We start from the raw sequence: 20,006 nt of genomic DNA on the forward strand, positions 1-20,006 counted from the left end.
CAGATAACTGTCAAGGAGACATGTTATGAGCAAGAACTTCATTGGTTTGGACACTGAAAAGACCCAGAAACTGGCGGGCGCGTTGAACGATCTTCTCTCCAATTACCAGATCTTCTACATGAACGTCCGTGGCTATCACTGGAACATCAAGGGCGATAATTTCTTCGAGCTGCATGCCAAGTTCGAGGAGCTCTATGACGACCTGCTACTGAAAATCGACGAGATCGCAGAGCGGGTACTGACACTGGGGCACCGCCCGGCGCACGCCTACAGCACTTATATCGAGAAATCCGAAGTCCCTGAGCGCAAGGACGTCGCCGACGGCAAGGACGCGGTGGAAAACATCGTTGAAAGCTTCGCCAAGCTGATCGGTAAGCAACGTGAATTGTTGCACCTGGCTGGCGAGGCTGACGACGAAGGTACCGTGGCGCTGATGAGTGACTACATCTCACAGCAAGAAAAAACGGTGTGGATGTACCGGAGCTATCTGGGGCAGTAAGGACGGCAGCCTCTGTGAAGAAATGGCGACCTTCAGGTCGCCATTTTTTGCCCGTGAAATACTCGTTAAACATGCCTGACTTCAAAGTGACGCATTTCTGTCACCTCTTCTCCATAAAGTGTCGTTGACAACCACACGTGTAACGACAGAAGAAGAGGCAAGCATGGAATTTCGGAAATCACTCCTTACCGCAGCAATTCTAACGTCCGCTCTCGGCCTGACTGCCTGTGATGGTGACGACGGCGACGATGGCAGTGCGGGTACGCCCGGTACCAGCCAGACTTTGATCGAGCTGAATGTTCTCGGCACCTATGAAAGCGGTGCTTTCGATGAGAGCGCAGCTGAAATCGTAGCTCACGACCCGGCCAACCAGCGCCTGTTTGTCATCAATGCCAACGACTCCACAGTGGATGTTCTGGACATTCAGGGCCCGGAGATGCCGGTCAAATTGAGTACCATTGATGCCACTGCCGAAGGGGCTTCTGCAAACAGTGTGGCAATCTACGACGACCTCGTGGCGGTTGCGATTGAAGCGAACGTCAAACAGGACAACGGCAAGGTGGTGTTCTATAACAGTACCGACCTGAATAAGGTAGGCGAGATTGAAGTCGGTGCCCTGCCGGATATGCTGACATTTACCCGGGATGGCCAGGCCCTGCTGGTAGCGAACGAGGGCGAGCCCAGCGCTGACTATAGCGTTGACCCGGAAGGCTCGGTCAGCATCATTGATCTTTCCAATGGTGTGGCATCGGCTACCGCGACCACAGCCGGATTTGCCGGGTTTAACAGCCAGCAGGCCGAACTGATGGAACAGGGGCTCAGGGTGTTCGGGCCGGGCGCTACGCTGGCCCAGGACATGGAGCCGGAATACATTGCGGTATCCATCGACAATGAAAAAGCCTGGGTGGCGCTGCAGGAAGCCAATGCCGTTGCAGAGCTGGACATTGCCGCCGGGGAAATCACCGCGATCATTCCGCTGGGCTTCAAGGACCACAGCATCATTGGTAACGAGCTGGATGCCAGCAACGACGACAACCGCATCAACATCCGCAACTGGCCGGTGAAGGGTGTCTATCAACCTGATGCCATCACAAGTTACGGCTTCAATGGCAAAACCTATTACATTACGGCCAACGAGGGGGATTCCCGGGATTACGATGGCTTCAGCGAAGAGTTCCGCATTGCTGATCTGGTGCTGGATGCCACGGCATTTCCCAATGCCGCCGAGTTGCAGGAAGACGCCAACCTGGGGCGTCTGAACGTTACCTCAACCCTCGGTTTTGGTGACTCCTGCGCTCCCAGTGATCCGACCAATGTCACCCTCGTTGATGGCGAATATGACAAGAGCTACGTAGAGGGTACCTGTGTCTACAGCGAACTCTATGCATTCGGTGCCCGCTCCTTCTCGATCTGGTCCGAAACCGGTGAACGGGTTTTCGACAGCGGTAGCGAATTCGAACGCATCACTGCCAGCCTGATTCCGGACAACTTTAACGGCAACAACGACGAAAACTCGTTCGATAACCGCTCCGACGACAAGGGACCAGAGCCCGAGGCCGTTACCGTTGGCACCATCAATGGCCAGACCTTTGCGTTCATTGGTCTTGAGCGGGTAGGTGGCATCATGGTCTATAACGTAACCAATCCCCAGAATCCGGAGTTCGTCCAGTACATCAACAACCGTGATTTCTCTGCATCACAGGCGGATCTCGAAAACGGGATGGCCGGCGACCTCGGGCCAGAGGGCCTTGCCTTCATCACTGCGAGTGACAGCCCCAATAGCAAGCCCATGCTTGCGGTCGGAAATGAGGTGAGTGGTACGACAACATTGTTTGGTATTGACGTTATCGAACTCTCTTCGGATTGATTCCGCTGGTGTAAGTGCGAGCCCGGGTAGGTAAGTGTCCACCCGGGCTTTCTTGTACCTGGTCAGCCGTGAGCAAAAGCTTCAAGCGGTGGCACCTGCTGATGCAGGAACCATTTCTCGGTGACCACCTTGCGGGTAAACCAGTGCGACCGCATCAGGGTGCTGGCCAGTGGCATCTTGACCCAATCCGGCACCTGCCAGCCGTTGTCCTGGGCCACTGCGCGGTTGCCAAAACGTTTCGCGATGGCTTCGCCATAGGCTTGCAGTGACTGGGCGGAGTAGTCCTCCCGATCCCGGATAATGTCCGCGGCCATCAGCGCGGATTCGATGGCCGGGCGGATGCCTTCGCCACTCTGGGTGTAGGCCAGCCCGGCGGCATCACCTATCAGTAACAGGCCATCGTCGGCCAGGGGCCTTTCCGCATGGGCATAGAGGAGGTAGGCATGGCCTTTGAACCTGCCCGGCAAGTCCGACGGTATGCGCCCTTCGGACTTCATTTCGTCGACGAATGCGTGCAGGTGCTCTGTCAGTTTGTGATTGTCTTCCCGGCCAAGGCCGATATTGAGGAAATTACCCTTGCGGAACACCCAGGCATAGCCCTTGAGGTCGCGGCAGAACCAGAGCTCGGGAGTATCACCGCGGGCCTCGCAGGTCTCGGCCTGCCGGGGTGTCATCTCGAACTCGACTTCCTTGGCCGCAACCACAGTCTCATGGCTTCCGGGGCCCTCTCCAAGCAACTTCGCCACCGGGCAGAAATGGCCACCTGCGCCCACAACCAGAGGCGCCTCCCAGGTGTCGTTGATCACCCAGTTGCCATCCCGGCGCACGATGGACTTGACCGGCGTTTTCAGTTGTTTCGGCGCTGTGACCCGGTTCAGCAGGTAGGCATCGAACTCGCAACGCCGGATGCCATAGCTGACAACTTCGCCGTGGTCGTTTTCCACGGCCGGTTGCCCCATCATGCCGATCCGGAATTGCTGGATAGGCTGAAGGGTGTGTCTGGAGCCGTAATCATCGGTATCAATATGCAGGCTTTGCATCACCGCTGGCGTGACCCAGCCGGCACAGGTCTTGTCCCTTGGGAAGTCCTGTTTGTCGATAACCAGGATGCGTTTGCCGCTGTCCTGCAGCGCATGGGCAAGGGTTGATCCTGCAGGCCCGGCGCCAACGATGATCAGATCATAGTATTCCATCAGTACGCCTCCGGGGCGGCGGGGGACCTGTAAATGTCTTTACGGCTTTGTGGTAGCTGATTGTTCTCGCCGTGGGTAAAGACCACCTGGAACAGCTGCAGTGATCCAGTCCGGAAGGCCGCTATCGACCCGGCGAGGTACATCTCCCAGGCGCGGACAAAGTGCTCATCGTACATTCCGGTTACCTTGTCCATGTTGTTCCTGAACCGCTCCATCCAGTGGGTCAGGGTCTGGGCATAGTGCAATCTCAGGTTCTCGACATCCATCACGGAGAAGCCACCGTGCTCACAAATGCCCATAAACTCGGAGATGCTGGGCGGATAGGCGCCCGGGAAAATACGTTTCTCGATCCAGGCGTTCATCAGCATGGGGCGGTTGCGGCCGATACTGTGCAGCAGTGCGATACCGTTGGGTTTGAGGGAACGCCGAATCAACTCTGACAGGGCCTGGTAGTTGTCCTTGCCGACGTGCTCAAGCATGCCGATGGACACAAACGCATCGTATTGCCCGCTGATATTGCGGTAATCGTCCTCGACGTAATCAATCAGGTGGTCCAACTGCTGGCGCCTGGCTTCTTCCCGGGCGTAAGTCAGTTGTTCTTTCGAGATGTTGTAGGAGTGAACCTTTACGCCGTAGTTGCGGGCCATGTAGCGAGCCAGGCCACCCCAGCCACAGCCTGCTTCAACAACTGTCATTCCCGGCTTCAGTCTCAGTTTGCGGCAAACGTGCTCCAGTTTGGCCAGTTGCGCCTGTTCCAGGGTCAGCTCGGGAGTTTCATAGTAGGCACAGGTGTACTGCATTTCAGCCTGGTCCAACCAGAGCTGGTAAAACTCGTTGCCCAGGTCATAGTGGTGGTGAATATTTTCCCTGGCCTCGGAGACACCGGTTGGGCGTGGATTATGGTTGCGCCACAGTGCCTCGAGCCACCTGGGCCATTGTTGCCGTGCGTTGTGCAGGGAGCGGTAAAGCGCCTCCATCAGATCCGACAGGTCGCCCTCCACCTGAAGGCGCCCGGCACTGTATAGGTCACCAAATGCAAGGTTAGGGTTGGTGACCAGGGCATACAGGGCCTTGGGGTCCGTCAGTCTTAGTGTAAAGCGGGCCTGGCCTACCTCGGGCCCTACGAATTCATCGTTCCATAGCTGGAACCTAACCGGCGGGGAACCCGCCATGCGCATCAGTTTGGCAAGCAGCCAGCGTTCATAGCTATGGGGTTCCCGGTCTGCCTGCTGGTCTTCCAAAGGCAGTGTCAGAACGTGAGGCCTGTCCTCCTGATGATCGTCGGTAGTCGCAGAGGTCTTCCGGGCGGTACTTTGATTCATGGGTCCATGTCTCCCTTTCGCCGCTGGTCAAAGTAATTCAGCATCAGGGCGCGTCCCGATCTCACAACTGAGAATCGCCTGTTTCCTTGTTAGTATAGAAAACAAGCGTGGTTTGTCATATCCCGGGAAAATTAAAAGGGGGCTATGGTATCCATAGGAGGGGTTAAAAATATGACATACCGGGGCCTCCTGGCCCCGGTATTCTGACTGATGTCAGTAGGTTGAACTCATTCCAAACCATTCGGGGAAGATGACAATCATCGCCAGAACCAGTATCTGCATCAGGATAAACGGCAACACCCCTTTGTAGATATCCGTGGTTCGTACCCCGGGGGGCGACACTCCTTTGAGATAGAACAGACTGAACCCGAATGGGGGGGTCAGGAAGCTGGTTTGCAGGTTCATGGCAATCAGAATGGCGAACCACAGCATGTTGATGCCCATGGCCTCCGCCACCGGAGCCAGAATCGGCACGATGATGAACGAGATTTCCACAAAGTCGATGAAGAAACCCAGCACCAGGATCACCAGCATGGCCAGGATAATGAAGCCCCACTTCTCGCCGGGAAGCTGCAGCAGCCACTCTTCCAGCAGGTAATCGCCGCCGGTATAGCTGAAGACCATGGAGAACGCGGTTGCACCCACCAGAATGGCGAACACCATGGCGGTGACTTTGACGGTATCCTTCGATGAATCCCACACCATCTTGAATGAAAACTGGCGGTAGATGATCGCCAGCACGATGGCGCCGATACCGCCAAGTGCGGAAGATTCCGTCGGTGTGGCAATGCCGGCGAAGATGGAGCCAAGGACAACCACAATCAGTGCCAGGGGAGGAATAATCGCCAGCAGGGCCGCGAAGATTTCCTTTTTACGGGACAGGCCACTGTCGTCCGGCATGGCGGGTGCCATTTGCGGCTGGAAGCGGGTCAGCACCAGAATATAGAAGATGTAAAGGCCGACCAGGACCACGCCCGGAATCACCGCGGCCTTGAACAGGTCCCCTACGGGAAGGCCCAGGACATCACCAAGAATAATCAGGATGATCGAAGGTGGAACAATCTGGCCCAGAGTGCCGGCGGCACAGATGGTCCCTGTAGCAAGCCGTTTGTCGTAATCGTGGGCGAGCATCACCGGCAGCGAGATCAGGCCCATGGCAACCACACTGGCGCCGACCACGCCTGTTGAAGCCGCGAGCAGGGCACCTACCAGAATGGTCGAAATGGCCAGCCCCCCGGGCAGCCCCCCGAACAGTCGGCCCATGGAGGTCAGTAGCTGCTCGGCCAGCCTTGTACGCTGTAGGACCACGCCCATGAAGATAAAGAGCGGAACCGCCATAAGCACCGTGTTTTGCATCACGCTCATGATGCGATAGGGCATGAAAGCGAAAAGATCCATGCCTTCGGCGAAGATGCCGAAAAACAGGGCGACGCCACCAAAGGTAAAGGCAACCGGAAAACCTACCATCAGCATGATGAGGGCGGCTAAAAACATAATCATACCGATCATGCGAGGCCCTCCGCGCTGTGCTTGGGTTCGTAGGTCTTCTCACCGGACAGGACCCGCAGGGCGAAGGTCACCATGTTGACCCCGGCAATGCCGGTAAAGACCGCGGATACCGGAATCACACTCTTTATAATCCATCGATGGGGCAGGCCGCCCGGGTCACCACTGCCTTCGCCCATCCGGTAAGATTCAAGGGCAAAATCATAACCGTAGTTCCAGATGAGGTAGGAGAAGGGAATGACAAAAATGACAGCCCCGACCATGTTGACCCAGGCCTTGGTTTTGTCACTCCAGCGAGTGTAGAAAACGTCTACCCGAACATGGCCGTCCGTGCGCAGTGCGTAAGGGATCCCAAGCAGGAACACCACTGAGTACAGGTGCCACTCCATCTCCTGCATACCGATCGAAACTTCATTGAAAGCGTAGCGGGCCACCACATCGTAGAAGACGTTGCCTGCCATCAGTATCATTGCGGCACAGGCCACCCAGCCACAAAAAATGGACAGCCATGACAGGCCCTCGTCCAGCTTGATAATCCAACGCATTGATTGTCCTCCGCCAGCGAACTGGCGATTTCCGATTGCTATAAACGACAAAACCGGGACCACCTTTAGAGCGATCCCGGCTCAGTTACTGCCGATATGTTACTCGACTTCTGCCATTGTGTTGAGATAGGCCCGCTCGGAAATGTCCGTGTAGGCCCGGCTCTTTTCAAGATATTCCTGTTGGGACTCTACAATCCTTGCGGCTTGCTCATCGTTTGCCGCCGCTTCTTTCAGTAGTTTCTCGTTGGCCTCGTGCATTGCCTGGAAGATTTCCTGCGGGAACTTCTTGATCTGTACGTTCGGGTACTCTTCCTTGATGTTGGCCCAGGCTTCCGCGTTTGCGTGCTGGGAGTGAACCAACATGTCGTAGGAAGCTGTGCGCATGGCTACGCGCATGATTTCCCGCAAGTCGGCAGGCAATTCTTCCCACACCTTCTTGTTCACCAGGAACTGCAGTTCCGTGGCGGGCTCATGCCAACCGGTGTAGTAGTAGTCAGCGATTTGCTGGAAACCAAGGCGAAGGTCCAGCGCAGGGCCTACCCATTCGACGGCATCAATGGTATTGCGTTCCAACGCGGTGTAAAGCTCGCCCGGTGGAATGTTGGTTGGGTTAACGCCTACTTCCGCGAATACTTCACCGGCAAAGCCGGGGATACGCATCTTCAGGCCTTGCAGGTCTTCCAGCGAATTGATTTCCTTACGGAACCAACCGCCCATCTGGACGCCGGTGTTACCGCCCGGGAACGACAGCATATTGTGAGGTTCGTAGACCTCCTGCATCAGTTCCATGCCACCGCCGTGGTAGAACCAGGCGTATTGTTCCATGGCGTTCATGCCGAACGGCATGCTGGTGAAGAACAGGGTGTTGGGGACCTTGCCTTTCCAGTAGTAGGACGCGGAGTGGCCCATGTCGTACTGGCCGGCCTTGACCATATCAAACACGCCGAACGGCGCCTTGTGCTTGTTTGCGGAATCAATACGGACCTTCAGACGGCCATTGGACATCTTCTCGACGTTTTCCGCGAACCGTTTTGTGGTATCACCGAAAATCGGGAAGTTGGGGCCCCAGGTTTCTGCCAGGCGCAGGGTGTAGGTGTCTTGGGCGAGGGTCTGTGTGGAAGCAAAGGTAGTTGCTATAGCCAGCACAGCCGCGGATAGAACAGAACGGATCTTCATTGCTCTTCTAGCCTCTTTTGTCGTTGTTGTGGTAAGAGCCTCTCCCGTTTTCGGGATGAGTAACTCTCTACTCTAGGCCAAGTTAGCAATAATCGACAGCCAACGGAACGAAAAACCACTTTCTCTAAGACATAGGTCTTAGCACTTTCCGGGGGTTGCACTCCCTTGGTGCGGCTTGCTTTCAGAAAAGAGGCATCTGCTCGCCATCGGGCCGCTGGAACAGATCGGTGCGCAGTGGTTCGGCTTCATGTCGACCCAGGCCCAGACTTCTGGCTTTCCTGTTGAAGCGTTGCCGCACCAGCTCTGCATAGGGGCCTGTACCGGTCATTCTTTCGCCCCACCGGGACTGGTAACTCTTGCCCCCTCTGAGATCCTGGATACGGGCCATCACGTGCCCGGCGCGCTGCGGGAAATGTCGCTGAAGCCAGTCCTGGAACAGTTCATCCAACTCCAGGGGTAAGCGCAGCATGATCCAGCTTGCCCGTTGGGCGCCGGCACCAGCGGCGGCCTCCAGTATCGCCTCAATTTCATGGTCATTAATGAAGGGAATCACCGGGCCAAGAATAATACCGTTTGGTACCCCGGCAGCAGTCAGTTCACGAATGATTTTCAGACGTGTGGCCGGCGCTGCGGTCCGGGGCTCCATCTGGCGTTTCAGGGTGTTGTCCAGTGTGGTCAGGCTGACCCGGACGGAACAAAGGCCCTGGTCTGCCAGTTCCGATAACAGGTCCAGATCACGCAGGATCAGCGCACCTTTGGTGATAATCGACACCGGATGGCGATACTCAGCCAGCACCTTCAGGATATCCCGGGTAATTTCCCGTTGTTTTTCAATCGGCTGATAGGCATCGGTGTTCATGCCCAGGGCAATGGGAGAGACCCGGTAACCGGGCTTGTCCAGCTCCCTGCGCAACTGGTCCGCGGCATTGGGCTTGGCGATCAGCCGGGTTTCGAAGTCCAGCCCAGGCGACATGTCCCAGTAAGCGTGGGTGGGCCTCGCGAAACAGTAGATACAGGCGTGTTCGCAGCCACGATACGGATTAATGGACTGGTCAAACGGGATATCCGGTGACTGGTTCCGGCTGATAATCGTGCGTACCTGCTCATCCACCACTTCCGTTGCCAGGGAATCCGGGCAGGTATCGTCGGCGGGGTCCCGGTACCAGCCGTCATCGTATTGGCGGTCGGTAGCAATGGGCTGGAAGCGGTTCTGTGGATTGAGCGGTGTCGCGCGCGTTTTCATCATTGGGCCCAAAATACTGTATGTACGTACAGTTTATGTTGGTCGAAGAACACTGGCAACCGGAAAAATGGTCGCCGCGACCATGAACTGGGTAGCCAATCTACCAACTGCTTAATTCTATTTTAAATCAGTTGCTTGGGCTAATAGCCGTTAGGCGGGGATAGTAACCGTGACGACTATTTTTGCTTGGTTGACCCGGAAAGAAATTATTGGGAAGCCGTTGACCTGAAGGGGTTTTCTACCTAGTTTTGAGGAATATTTGAATTGAGATATGAGTCGGAGGTTGGCATTTCACCCGCGGACGTCGAAGTGACAATAAAGGAACAGCCAGCTTGCTGCTGGGGGTTTCGAGGTATGACTGGAGATGAAGCGCGTGACCTCAAGTACTCAGTCAATGTGTAATAAGTGCGGTCAAGGGAGACTTCTGGCGTCGCTCCCCTGCCGCTGGCGTTAGAACAATAGGAGGCCAGTAATGAATACGGTTGCGTATTTTGAGATCCAGGCGACTGATCCAGAGGCGCTAATTCCCTTCTACCAAGGCGTGTTCGGCTGGAAGTTTGTGAAGCAGGAAGGCCTGCCGATTCCTTACTGGCGGATCGAAACGGAAGGCATTCACGGAGGTTTGCTGGAGCGCCCTGGAGCTATGCCACCGAGTGAGTGTGGGACGAATGCGTATGTTTGTTCAATGGAAGTTCCGGCTTTTGATAAGGCTGCCGCCCAAGTTGAGCGATTGGGCGGATTGATTGCGCTGCCAAAGTTTGCAGTTCCAGGGGCTTGTTGGCAGGGGTACTTCGTCGATCCTGAAGGGAACACATTTGGACTATTTCAGGTAGATGAAGCGGCACAGTAGTGATTAACCGTTCCAAACCGGCGCGTGAGCCAGGCGGTTAATCATCATACGTCGTCCATCATGCCAATCTGTCTCGCCAGCCTCATGGCTTCGTGCTCCTCCATGGCGCGAAGCGACTCTACCAGTTCTTTTGCCTCAGGTATTTCTGCCTTGCCGGCCAGGCTGTCGTAGAGGTCTATAAGCTGATCGTGAAAGTCGAAGATTTCACGGACGATGCCGTCAAAGTCCAGGTCGTCGTAGTGTCCGTCGCAGGTGCGGTGGGTCTTGATGGGATGGTGTTCGCTGTTCAGGTAATCATAGAGTCTTGTTTTTAGTGCCTTGGTCTCCGCCTGCTTCTCAAACTCCGCCGTAATTCGTTCAAGCTCAGACTCGTGATCCGCCAAGTACGCGAGCAACGCTCTTGCACGCTCCCCCTGGTTCTCCGTGGAGCTCTCGGACAGGCACCGGGACAGGTGGCCATGAAGTTGGCGGGCCCATTCAATCAGGTCTTCAAAGGTTTTTATATCCATTCGATAAGCTCCTTGGCCGACATGCCCCGGGGGCATCTGATTAGTTGGCAATAAAGAAAGTTTAGCGAACATTCGTGCACTTGTCCGGTGACCCCTGCAGACTGATGCGATAACCTCAGCAAAACACAGTCTGCACCTGCACCGGTAAAATGGAAAAACCAATGTCAGACCAACCTCCTCTGGGAATCATTGAAGGCTTCTATGGCCCGCTCTGGAATTGGCAGGAGCGCCGGCAGGTGGTGCAATCGCTTGCGCCCCACGGCTACCGCAACTACTGGTACGCGCCCAAGGCGGATGTTTTTCTCCGACGCCGCTGGAATGAGCCTCATCCTGATTCCGAGGCCAGGGAACTGGCTGACTTTGCCCGCTTCTGCCGCGACCAGGGCGTGCGGTTCGGTATCGGCCTGAGCCCGTTCGAGGTGTTCAACAACTTTGACGGTGCGGCGCAAACGGCGCTGGCGCAAAAGCTGGCGGCCTTTGATCGCCTGGGTATCACGGATCTGGCAATCCTGTTTGATGACATGAAAAGCGGCACGCCGGAGTTGGCGGGGCGCCAGGCGGACATCATTCACTGGGTGGCCGAGCGCAGTGGTGCCGATCGGTTGACGGTCTGCCCCAGCTATTATTCCGATGATCCGGTTCTGGATCGGGTGTTTGGCCAGCGCCCCGACCACTACCTGGAGGACCTGGGCAAGGCGCTGGATCCGTCTGTTCAGGTTTTCTGGACGGGGGAGGAAGTCTGTTCCCGGGAAATATCACCGGGGCACCTGCAACGCGTTTCGGAGGCCCTGGGGCGCAAACCGGTGCTGTGGGACAACTACCCGGTGAACGACGGTGACCGCATGTCCCGCCACCTGCACCTGCGCGGGTTTACCGGCCGGCCTGCGGCCAACAGTCAGTACCTGGCAGGGCACGCCATCAATCCTGCGTTACAGCCAATCCTGACAACGATCCCGGCTATTACGCTGGCACGCAGCTACGAGCATGGGCCGGGCTACCAATACGGCCGCGCATTCCAGCGGGCCGCGGAAGAGGTTCTGGGAAAGGAACTGGCACGGCAGGTAGCGGCCGACCTGCTTGTATTGCAGGACACGGGGCTGCACAGGATCAGTGATGAGCGTCGCCAGGCGCTGACCGAATGCTACCGTCACTTTGATCATCCGGCGGCGAGGGAAATCCTGCATTGGTTGGCCGGAGCGTATCAGGTCACCGATGAAATGGTGCAAACCCAGTAACCGGGGCGGTCAGCTAGTTGAGGTAGTATTCCACGGTGGTCACCACCCGGACGGTTTTAACCGGCTGCTGTCCTTCGCTGATACCCGGTGCCTGGTCCCTGGCCAGGATCTGGAACACGCCCTGGTTGGCCCGTCGCAGGTCCCCCAGTTCGGTTTTTGCGTCCCTGGCGAACTGTGCGGCAGCTTCGCGGGCAGAGGCGGTGGCCTCGGCAATCATCTCCGGCTTGATGTCATTGAGCCTGTTGAACAGGTAAGTGGGCCCGGCCGGGCCGTAGTCGGATGACAGGATTACACCGGAATCCACCAGTTCACCGACGGATTGGGCGGCCTGGCGGATGCGATCAATGTTGTCACTGCGGACCATCAGGGTCTGGTTGATGATGAATTTCTGGCCGTTTCCGGTGTCCTGGTAAGGGTTGGCGCGGGTGTCGGTGACGTCCAGGCGTTGCAGTTCCACGGCTTCGGTATCGATGGCCTGGAGCTTGAGAAAGGCCATGATGGTTTCGCGGCTGCTGTGGGCTTTTTCACGGGCCTCGTCCAGACTGTCGCCTGTAGCCACAAAACGCAGGGGCCAGAGTGCCAGGTCCGCCTGCACCTCCCGTTCCGCAACGCCCTTGACGGTGACGAAACGGTCGCCGGTACGTAGCCCGGTTAGTCCGTCGGCGATGAGGGAGGCTGAGACAATGGCAGCAATTGCCAGGATCAGGGTAGACAGGAGTTTCATCACGGCGTCCTTGTGTGGGGATCTGGTGGATACAATCGCCGCAAATGCCGGGGGCGTCAAGCGCCCCCGGATAGAGGTATGCTCAGGGCGTGGTCGCAGCCACCTCGGCCTTGCCAGTCTTGACCATCGCGTAACCAAATCCGATCACCAGCGAGCCAATGGCAATGGCCGCCACATAGGGCAGCACCGCGCTCACCGCATTGGGAATGGCAAGTACGAACAGGCCGCCGTGGGGCGCCATGAGTTTGACGGCGAACAGCATGGACAGCGCACCAGTGATAGCACCACCCACCATGCACACCGGAATCACCCGCAGCGGGTCCTTGGCCATGAAGGGGATAGCGCCTTCGGAGATAAAGCACAGCCCCAGCACAAACGACGCCCGCCCGGCCTGCCGTTCGGCTTCGGCAAACTTGGCGCGTGCCACAAAGCTGGCCACACCCATGCCGATGGCCGGCACCATGCCAGCGGCCATGATCGCCGCCATGGGGGCCGAGCCACCGCTGCCTTCCGACAGCAGGCCCACGCCAAAGGTGTAGGCGGCCTTGTTCACCGGCCCGCCCAGGTCAAAGCACATCATGGCGCCGAGAATGCCGCCCAGCAGGATGGCGTTGGTGGTGCCCATGCCCTCCAGGAAGCCGGTCAGTGCATCCATAAGCGCAGCGGCGGGCTCACCGATCACATAGATCATACCCAGGCCCGTCACCAGGCTGGCCAGTAGCGGGATGATCAGGATGGGTTTGAGGGATTCGATGCTCTCCGGCATCGGCAGCTTCTGGCTGATGAAGCGGGCGACGTAGCCGGCCAGGAAACCGGCAATAATGCCACCAAGAAAACCGGCACCAAGGGTGCTCGCCAGGTAACCGCCAATCATACCCGGCGCCAGGCCAGGCCGGTCAGCGATGGACCAGGCGATATAACCGGCCAGCAGCGGGATCATCAGTTGGAAGGCGGTACCGCCGCCAATCTGCATCAGTGCTGCGGCCAGGGTGCCTTCCTCTTCAAAGGCATCAATGCCGAACACAAACGACAGGGCGATCAGCAGGCCACCGGCCACCACCATGGGCAGCATGAAGGACACGCCGGTCAGCAGGTGCTTGTAGGGGCCGTGTTTCTCGCCACCTCCCGCTGAGGCCGCTTTCTTCCAGCCTTCCTCGACGGTGGCATTGGCCAATGCCTCATCAATGGTTGGCCCTGGCTTTTTCAGGGCATTACCGGTGGAGGTGCGCCATAGGGGCTTGCCGGCAAAGCGGCTGGGGTCCACCTCGATATCGCAGGCCAGGATCACCACATCCGCCGCCTCGATTTCTTCCGCGGTCAGCGGGTCCTGGGCGCCCACGGAGCCCTGGGTTTCCACCCGTATCTGGTGGCCCGCTGCCGTGGCGGCACCGGTCAGAGCCTCTGCCGCCATGAAGGTGTGGGCAACACCGGTGGGGCAGGCGGTGACGGCGACAATGCGCTTGCCGGCGGAGTCAGGGGCAGCGACTTCCGGTTCGGATGTCTCAGATGGTTGGTAGGGCTCGGCCAGTTCTTCTGCCTGATCAAGCACTGCCGCCGGATCTGGCAGAGCGGCCGTTACCTGAATCTGGTAGAGGCGCTTGCCGGCATAGGCGTTCAGATCCGTCGGTGTTCCCGTCGCGGCAATCACCAGATCCGCCGAAGCGATGACGTCTTCGGACAGGGCAGGCGCCTCTTGCTGCGGATTGCGAATGTCGGTGCTGGTCTCCCAGCCTTTCTGCTGTGCCGCACGTTCCAAGGCCCGGGCCGCCAGGAAGCTGGTGGCAACGCCCTGGGGGCAGGCAGTAACGATGATCAGTTTCATAATGGTATCTCCCCGTTGTTGTTTTGCCCGGGCCAGGGGGTGAAGAGAGTGACGCGGGTGTTCTGGATCAGTTGGGTGAAGTCGTCGGCCTGCGGGTCGCCAACGCCAACGTGGCGTACACATTCCGCGGATAGCGCCGTGGCCGTAGACAACACCTGTTCAGGATGGTGGTGTTCGAGAAGTCCGTGGATCATGCCAGCCAGCAGCGTGTCGCCGGCGCAAACCGTGCTGGTGACGGTCACCCGGGGCGGTGAGGCCAGCCAGTTGCCCTGCGGTGACAGCCAGAGCACGCCTTCTTCTCCCATGGAGATCACCACATCGGCAATGCCAGTGGCCTGGAGCGAGCGGGCCGCTTCGGCGATGGCATCCAGGCTTCCCAGCGGGCGGCCAGCCCACTCGGCCAGTTCATCCACGTTGGGCTTGATACCGTCTGGCAATGCCTCAAGCCCGGCTTTCAGGGCCGGGCCGCTGGTGTCCAGCCATACGGGAATATGGGCTGCCCGCACCAGGCTGATCAGTTCAGCCAGGGCATCGGTCGGGAAGCCGCCGGGCAGGCTGCCGGCAATGACAACGGCGTTATAGTCAGTCAGCAGCTCGTCAAGACGGGCTTTAAGCCGGCCAAGTGCCTCCGGGGAGACATCGAATCCCGGGCCGTTCAGATCCGTTACCCGGCCGCCGTCTTCGGCGATCTTTACATTGATGCGGTTCTGGCCGGGAACGCGGATAAAACGGTCTTCGAGAGTTTCGGATGCGAACAGGCGCTCGAAGGGGGCTGCGTTGATCTCGCCCAGCAGGCCGGACACGGTTACGGTGTGACCAAGCCGGGCCAGCACCCGGCCAAGGTTGATGCCTTTGCCGGCTGCATCCAGGCGTGTGGTCCGTGAGCGGTTTACGCTACCCGGGTTAAACGTGCCGGTTTCAACGTTCAGGTCCAGCGCCGGATTCAGGGTGATGGTGAGTATGCGTGCCATTACAGCGTCTCCAGGGCGTCGCGCACCTCGGCTGCGGTGGCTTTGCCCAGGGCCAGTTTCGCCTGCTCACGGGCGTGTTCCCGGCTCAAACCGCGAATGCAGGCTTTCACCAAGGGCACCCGACGGCTGGTGACCGACAATTCATCCACATCCAGGCCCAGTAATACCGGAATGGCCTGGGGGTCGGAAGCCAGTTCGCCGCAGATACCCACCCAGCGCTGGTGGGCGTGGGCGGCTTCCACCGTCATGCGGATCAGTTGCAGTACCGACGGATGCAGGCCGTCGGATTCAGCCGAGAGCTGGCCATGGCCGCGATCAATCGCCAGGGTGTACTGGGTGAGGTCATTGGTGCCTACCGAGAAGAAATCCACTTCCGGCGCCAGGGTGTGAGCCAGCAGGGCACAGGAAGGCACTTCAATCATCACGCCCACCTGCAGGCCCTGGCAGGGAATTTCGGCGCGTACCCGCTCGACAATGGCCTTGGCCGCGCGGAACTCTTCCAGGTCCTTGACCATGGGAAACATGATCCGCAGCGGGCGGTTGTCGGCCGCCGTCAGTAGCGCACGGATCTGGGTTTCCAGTATTTCCGGACGGGTCAGCGACAGGCGAATGCCACGCAGCCCGAGGAACGGGTTGTCCTCGTGGGGCAGAGGCCAGTAGTCCAGTGGCTTGTCACCGCCCACGTCCAGGGTGCGTGCCACCAGCGGCAGGCCGTCGAGGGCGTCGAAGGCGTGGCGGTATTCCTTCACCTGGGTGTCCAGGTCCGGCGCTTCCGGGTGCTCCATGAAGATGAACTCGGTGCGCAGCAGGCCAATGCCATCGGCGCCCCGGTCCACGGCGTCCGGTGTGTGGGCGGTATTTCCGAGGTTAGCGCAGACGTCGATGGTGTGGCCATCGGTGGTGGTGGCCGGCTCATTGCGGCATTCATGGGCCTGTGCCTGCAGGCGGGTGAGCTGATCCAGCCGGCGGTTGATGCGGTCGCGGCGCTCGGCGCCTGGGTTGGGTACCAGGCAGCCGCGCTCACCGTCAACCACAAGGTCGGTGCCATCGCTGATGGTCAGGATACGGTTTCCGGCCCCGACCACGGCGGGCAGTCCCAGCGCACGGGCCAGAATGGCGCTGTGGGACGTGGCGCCGCCACGGGCTGTAATCAGGCCACGAACCCGCTGGGTATCCAGCCTTGCCACGTCGGATGGGCCAAGGTCGTCCGCCACCAGCACATAGGGTTCATCCGGCGGCGTGGGCATGGCCACCCCACAGAGGTTGGCCAGCACGCGTCGGCCAACATCCCGCAAGTCTGCTGCCCGTTCCGCAAGCAGCCGGTCGGCCAGGGCCTCCTGGGCCCGGGCTGCGGTATCAATCGCCCGCCACCAGCCGGCCTCGGCGGAAGCACCTTCGTTGATGGCTTCCAGGGCGGCCTGGTAAAGATCGTCGTCCTGCAGCATTTCCACATGTACCGACAGTATAGGCGCCGCCTCTCCGCCTTCGGCCTGGCGAATCAGCGTGCGCAGTTGGCCATCGGCTTCATCGATGGCGCGGCCAAGGCGTGCAGTCTGCTCATTGGCATCGCTGGCGGTGGCGGGGTAGTCCAGGGTTGGCTGGCGCATCACGAAGGCCGGTGCCAGTGCCAGGCCGGGTGAGGCGGCCACGGCTTTCAGGGGCTCGTCGTCGGCCAACGGCTCTGGTGCGGATTCCGGCTCCGCTGACTCCGGCTGGCTCTCGTGATGTCGCAGTGGGGATACTGTTTCCCCAAGCCCGTCGCTGATGGCCTGGCAAACCGCCTTTACCGCCTGTTCTGCGTCGTCGCCGGTTGCGGAGATGATCAGGGTCTGCCCCCGCCGGGCGCCGAGGCCGATGATGCGCGTGAGACTGATGGCGGAGACGGAATTGCCGTCGCCCTCTGCCAGGCGGATGCGGATATCGGCGTTGTGTTGCCGGGCTTCCTGAACCAGTTGTTTGGCGGGCCGGGCGTGAAGGCCGTGGGTATTCAGCAGCCTTACCCGCTCGCTGACCGCATTGGCCTGTTCGCCGGAAAGCCGTGACAGCACGGCGTCCACGGACTGGCTTTCCAGGGGGGTATTCTGGGCCAGGAAATTATCGATGCGTTCCAGCAGTTCCCGACAATCGTCGCCGGGGCCTGCCAGGCAGAAAACGCCAGCAAGTTCGTCACTGGGCTCTTTGGGGGTAGCCAGTGCCAGCGCTGGCCTGATGCTGCCGATGCTGTGGTGAACCAGCCAGAAGCCCTGGCCAAGGCCAACCGGCGGTTGACTGACAATTTCCTTCATGAACGCGGAGTCGACACAGCCCAGGCCCTGGAGTCGGGCGGCGGCGCTCATGGCCAGTTCGCTGGTGGCCCGGGTGTTCACGCCCAGGCACAGGGTCTGGGCGTCGCATTTGGGGACTACCGGTTCCTTCGATAACAGGGTAACCAACGCCTCGGCGTCGTCGGCTTCGGCCAGTTTCCGCGCCAGGCCCGGCTTGTCCAGCACGCGGGTCAGGTGGCGCAGGATATCCAGATGTTCGTCTGACTGGGCCGCAATGGCGACCAGTACAGTCACCGTGGCGTTGTCGTGCCAGGTGACTCCCTTCGGAAACTGCAACACCCGGATGCCGGTGCTGGTGACGGCATCACGGCTTTCCGGTGTGCCGTGGGGAATAGCAATGCCGTTGCCAAGAACGGTGGAGGACTGTTGCTCCCTTGCCAGCATGCCTGCGTGGTAATCGGGGGTGATCCGGCCCGCTTCCTGCAGGTCCTGGCTGGCCTGGGTAAGGGCGTCCTGCCAGTCGGTGGCAGTGCAGCCCAGGCGGATATCATTGGCTGTTAGCGTCAGCATGGGGTTTAGCCTCGCCTTGTTGTTGTGTGATCTCGGCATTGGCGGTTGAGGGGGGCCAATGCCAGTGCAAATTCGGGTTGCTGAATCGTGTCAGCAAACATAGAATGAATCATGAAACAGATCTGATCAGAAATCAAGCAATCTGTGCCCAGGAGGATTTGGCCCTATGACCCTTGCAGAACTTGCCCGTCTGGCGGGGGTGTCCCGCACGACTGCCAGCTATGTCATCAATGGCCAGGGGCCGGCCCGCAGAATCAAGCAGGCGACGATCGATAAGGTGTTGGCTGTCGCCCGGGACAATCACTTCCAGATTGACCCCCAGGCTGCGGCGCTGCGTGGCGGGGCAAGTCGCACCCTGGGATTTATCCTGCCGGACCTGGAAAACGCCAGTTACGCCCGCCTGGCCAAGCTGCTGGAGCAGGGCGCCCGTGCCCGGGGCTATCAGTTGCTGATTGCCGGCTCCGGGGATGACCCGGAAACCGAGCGCGAGTTGGCACGGTCCCTGAAAGCCAGGCGGTGCGATGCCCTGATTGTCGCCAGCGCCTTGGCGCCGGATGATCCCTTCTACCAGCGATTGCAACAGGATGACTTGCCGGTGATTGCGGTGGACCGGGCCCAGTCGCCGGGCGTGATCAGTTGCGTGGTCAGCGATAACCGCAAGGGTGCAGCCGCACTGACCCGATCCGTGCTGGAGCCGGGTAGCGGATCGGTGGTGTGGCTTGATGCCTTGCCAGCGCTGGCCATGACCCGCGAACGCCGCGAGGGCTTCGAGGATGTGGCGCAGAATCGCAGTGGCCGATGGGCTGTCTACAGCGGCGCCCACTACGACCGGGCATCCGGCGCTGATCTGATGCGCCGGGTGCTGGCGGAACAGGGGCTGCCCGATGCGCTGATCACCGGCTCCTACACGCTGATGCAGGGCGTTCTTGATGTTCTTCTTGAACAGCCGGATGGCTTGCCGCAGTCGCTCAGAATGGCTACCTTCGGGGATGACCGGCTGCTGGATTTCCTGCCGGTCAGGGTTCACTCATTACCACAGAAACATGAGGCCATTGCCGAGGCGACGCTGGACCGTGCGCTGGCAGCAATCGCAGGTCACAGCGAGCCGGAGACCATCATCATCAACCGCTCGCTGAAACGGCGCCGCTGAGTCGATGGCTGGGGAGGCTCCCATGGCACAGGTTGAACTGAATGGAAAAACCGTGGAATGCGTTCGCGGTGATATTACCCGCCAGGACGATATTGAGGTGGTGGTCAATGCGGCCAACGCACAACTGATGCCCGGTGGCGGCGTTGCCGGCGCGATCCATTCCGCTGCGGGACCGGGGCTGGCGGAGGAGTGCCAGCCCATGGCGCCAATCCGGCCCGGTGAAGCCGTTATCTCAAGCGCCCATAACCTGCCGAACCAATACGTCATCCACTGCCTGGGGCCGGTTTATGGCGTTGATGAGCCGTCTGACCAGTGGCTGGCGGAGTGCTATCGCAATGCGCTGGAGCTGGCGGACAGCAAGGCCGTTGAATCCATTGCGTTTCCGGCGATTTCGGCAGGTGCCTTCGGGTATCCTGTGGAAGGCGCGGCCGAGGTGGCCATGAATACGGTAAAACAGGTCCTGCCGCGGCTGGAGAACGTAAAGCGGGTGCGCTTTGTGTTGTTCGGAGCCTCCGACGAGCAGGTCTTTAGTCGCTGTCTGTCGACAATCGGGCCGTAAG

General features: G+C 59.3%; 17 protein-coding genes. 6 read left to right on the forward strand and 11 right to left on the reverse strand.

Annotation, left to right across the window (positions count from 1 at the left end; translation table 11 throughout):
• The first annotated feature begins 25 nt into the window (after positions 1 to 25).
• Positions 26 to 499 (forward strand): Dps family protein, encoded by a 474-nt coding sequence (locus tag NLU14_RS04050; protein WP_275704895.1) that lies wholly within the window; start codon positions 26 to 28, stop codon positions 497 to 499.
• 163 nt (positions 500 to 662) lie between these two features.
• Positions 663 to 2,366, forward strand: a complete 1,704-nt coding sequence (locus tag NLU14_RS04055) for a choice-of-anchor I family protein (protein WP_275704896.1) — start codon at positions 663 to 665, stop codon at positions 2,364 to 2,366.
• Positions 2,367 to 2,428: 62 nt separating this feature from the next.
• Here the strand turns inward: NLU14_RS04055 and NLU14_RS04060 are convergent, their stop codons facing one another.
• From NLU14_RS04060 to NLU14_RS04085, 6 genes are all read right to left on the reverse strand, one after another.
• Positions 2,429 to 3,559: an NAD(P)/FAD-dependent oxidoreductase gene (locus tag NLU14_RS04060; protein WP_275704897.1), complete on the reverse strand. Its 1,131-nt coding sequence runs from the start codon at positions 3,557 to 3,559 to the stop codon at positions 2,429 to 2,431.
• Positions 3,559 to 4,881 (reverse strand): SAM-dependent methyltransferase, encoded by a 1,323-nt coding sequence (locus tag NLU14_RS04065; RefSeq protein WP_275704898.1) that lies wholly within the window; start codon positions 4,879 to 4,881, stop codon positions 3,559 to 3,561. Before NLU14_RS04065 ends, NLU14_RS04060 begins: the two co-directional genes overlap by 1 nt.
• Before the next feature lie 213 nt (positions 4,882 to 5,094).
• The gene (locus NLU14_RS04070; RefSeq protein WP_275704899.1) at positions 5,095 to 6,390 is read right to left on the reverse strand and encodes a TRAP transporter large permease; all 1,296 of its coding nucleotides are present in this window, start codon (positions 6,388 to 6,390) and stop codon (positions 5,095 to 5,097) included.
• Complete coding sequence (locus NLU14_RS04075; protein WP_275704900.1) at positions 6,387 to 6,932, reverse strand: TRAP transporter small permease subunit; 546 nt, start codon at positions 6,930 to 6,932, stop codon at positions 6,387 to 6,389. Before NLU14_RS04075 ends, NLU14_RS04070 begins: the two co-directional genes overlap by 4 nt.
• Positions 6,933 to 7,031: 99 nt before the next feature.
• Entirely contained in the window at positions 7,032 to 8,108 is a 1,077-nt protein-coding gene (locus tag NLU14_RS04080) for a TRAP transporter substrate-binding protein (RefSeq protein ID WP_275704901.1), read from the reverse strand.
• Positions 8,109 to 8,289: 181 nt separating this feature from the next.
• Positions 8,290 to 9,351: a PA0069 family radical SAM protein gene (locus NLU14_RS04085; protein ID WP_275705357.1), complete on the reverse strand. Its 1,062-nt coding sequence runs from the start codon at positions 9,349 to 9,351 to the stop codon at positions 8,290 to 8,292.
• 472 nt (positions 9,352 to 9,823) lie between these two features.
• Between NLU14_RS04085 and NLU14_RS04090 the strand changes: the two genes are divergently transcribed.
• Positions 9,824 to 10,201, forward strand: coding sequence for a VOC family protein (locus NLU14_RS04090; RefSeq protein WP_275704902.1), 378 nt, complete (start codon positions 9,824 to 9,826; stop codon positions 10,199 to 10,201).
• A 44-nt stretch (positions 10,202 to 10,245) separates the two neighbouring features.
• On the opposite strand, the gene NLU14_RS04095 is transcribed toward NLU14_RS04090, so the two are convergent.
• Positions 10,246 to 10,710 carry an ATPase gene (locus NLU14_RS04095; RefSeq protein ID WP_275704903.1) on the reverse strand — a complete coding sequence of 155 codons (465 nt, stop codon included), beginning with the start codon at positions 10,708 to 10,710 and terminating at the stop codon, positions 10,246 to 10,248.
• A 161-nt stretch (positions 10,711 to 10,871) separates the two neighbouring features.
• On the opposite strand from NLU14_RS04095, the gene NLU14_RS04100 reads away from it, so the two are divergent.
• The gene (locus NLU14_RS04100; RefSeq protein ID WP_275704904.1) at positions 10,872 to 11,945 is read left to right on the forward strand and encodes a beta-N-acetylglucosaminidase domain-containing protein; all 1,074 of its coding nucleotides are present in this window, start codon (positions 10,872 to 10,874) and stop codon (positions 11,943 to 11,945) included.
• Positions 11,946 to 11,958: 13 nt separating this feature from the next.
• Here NLU14_RS04100 and NLU14_RS04105 read toward each other — a convergent pair whose 3' ends face one another.
• From NLU14_RS04105 to ptsP, 4 genes are all read right to left on the reverse strand, one after another.
• A complete protein-coding gene (locus NLU14_RS04105; RefSeq protein ID WP_275704905.1) occupies positions 11,959 to 12,669 on the reverse strand; it encodes an SIMPL domain-containing protein in 711 nt (236 codons plus the stop codon).
• 82 nt (positions 12,670 to 12,751) lie between these two features.
• Positions 12,752 to 14,491 carry a PTS fructose-like transporter subunit IIB gene (locus tag NLU14_RS04110; protein ID WP_275704906.1) on the reverse strand — a complete coding sequence of 580 codons (1,740 nt, stop codon included), beginning with the start codon at positions 14,489 to 14,491 and terminating at the stop codon, positions 12,752 to 12,754.
• Entirely contained in the window at positions 14,488 to 15,462 is a 975-nt protein-coding gene (gene pfkB, locus NLU14_RS04115; protein WP_275704907.1) for a 1-phosphofructokinase, read from the reverse strand. Before pfkB ends, NLU14_RS04110 begins: the two co-directional genes overlap by 4 nt.
• The gene (ptsP, locus tag NLU14_RS04120; RefSeq protein WP_275704908.1) at positions 15,462 to 18,296 is read right to left on the reverse strand and encodes a phosphoenolpyruvate--protein phosphotransferase; all 2,835 of its coding nucleotides are present in this window, start codon (positions 18,294 to 18,296) and stop codon (positions 15,462 to 15,464) included. Before ptsP ends, pfkB begins: the two co-directional genes overlap by 1 nt.
• 166 nt (positions 18,297 to 18,462) lie before the next feature.
• Here ptsP and cra point away from each other — a divergent pair, with 166 nt between their 5' ends.
• On the forward strand, positions 18,463 to 19,446 hold the full coding sequence (gene cra, locus NLU14_RS04125) for a catabolite repressor/activator (RefSeq protein WP_275704909.1): 984 nt from the start codon (positions 18,463 to 18,465) through the stop codon (positions 19,444 to 19,446).
• Positions 19,447 to 19,468: 22 nt separating this feature from the next.
• Positions 19,469 to 20,005 (forward strand): macro domain-containing protein, encoded by a 537-nt coding sequence (locus tag NLU14_RS04130; protein ID WP_275704910.1) that lies wholly within the window; start codon positions 19,469 to 19,471, stop codon positions 20,003 to 20,005.
• The last annotated feature ends 1 nt before the right edge of the window (position 20,006 follow it).

The sequence above is a fragment of the Marinobacter iranensis genome (assembly GCF_029207565.1).
Lineage (GTDB): Bacteria > Pseudomonadota > Gammaproteobacteria > Pseudomonadales > Oleiphilaceae > Marinobacter > Marinobacter iranensis.